Annotated in this window: 1 protein-coding gene; it reads left to right on the forward strand. The window is 69.5% G+C overall.

Features of this window, described 5'->3' with window-relative positions:
- Positions 1 to 45: 45 nt before the first annotated feature.
- Positions 46 to 302 (forward strand): IS3 family transposase (locus IG74_RS0145130; RefSeq protein WP_234334706.1); only part of this gene is annotated, 257 nt, incomplete at its 3' end.

Consider the following 302-nt stretch of genomic DNA (forward strand, 5'->3'; position numbering starts at 1 on the left):
GCGCGCCAGGCAGCGGAGGACAGGCCCGCCGATGAGATCCGTGAAATCCACACCGCGTCGCGAGGCGCTTACGGGGCTCTGCGGGTGACCGCGAAGCTGCGGCGCTCCGGCCGGCGGATCAGCCGCAAGAAGGTTGAGCGGATCATGCGCGAGCGCGATATCCGCGGGGTCACCCGCCGCAAGCGCCGCCATCTCACCAAGCGGGACACCAGGGCCGCTCCCGCCCCTGACCTGGTCGGACGCGATTTCACCGCCGATGAACCGGGCCGGAAACTGGTCGGTGACATTACGTACCTGCCGAC

Origin of the sequence: Streptomyces sp. NRRL B-1347, assembly GCF_000720325.1 — a bacterium.
GTDB lineage: Bacteria > Actinomycetota > Actinomycetes > Streptomycetales > Streptomycetaceae > Streptomyces.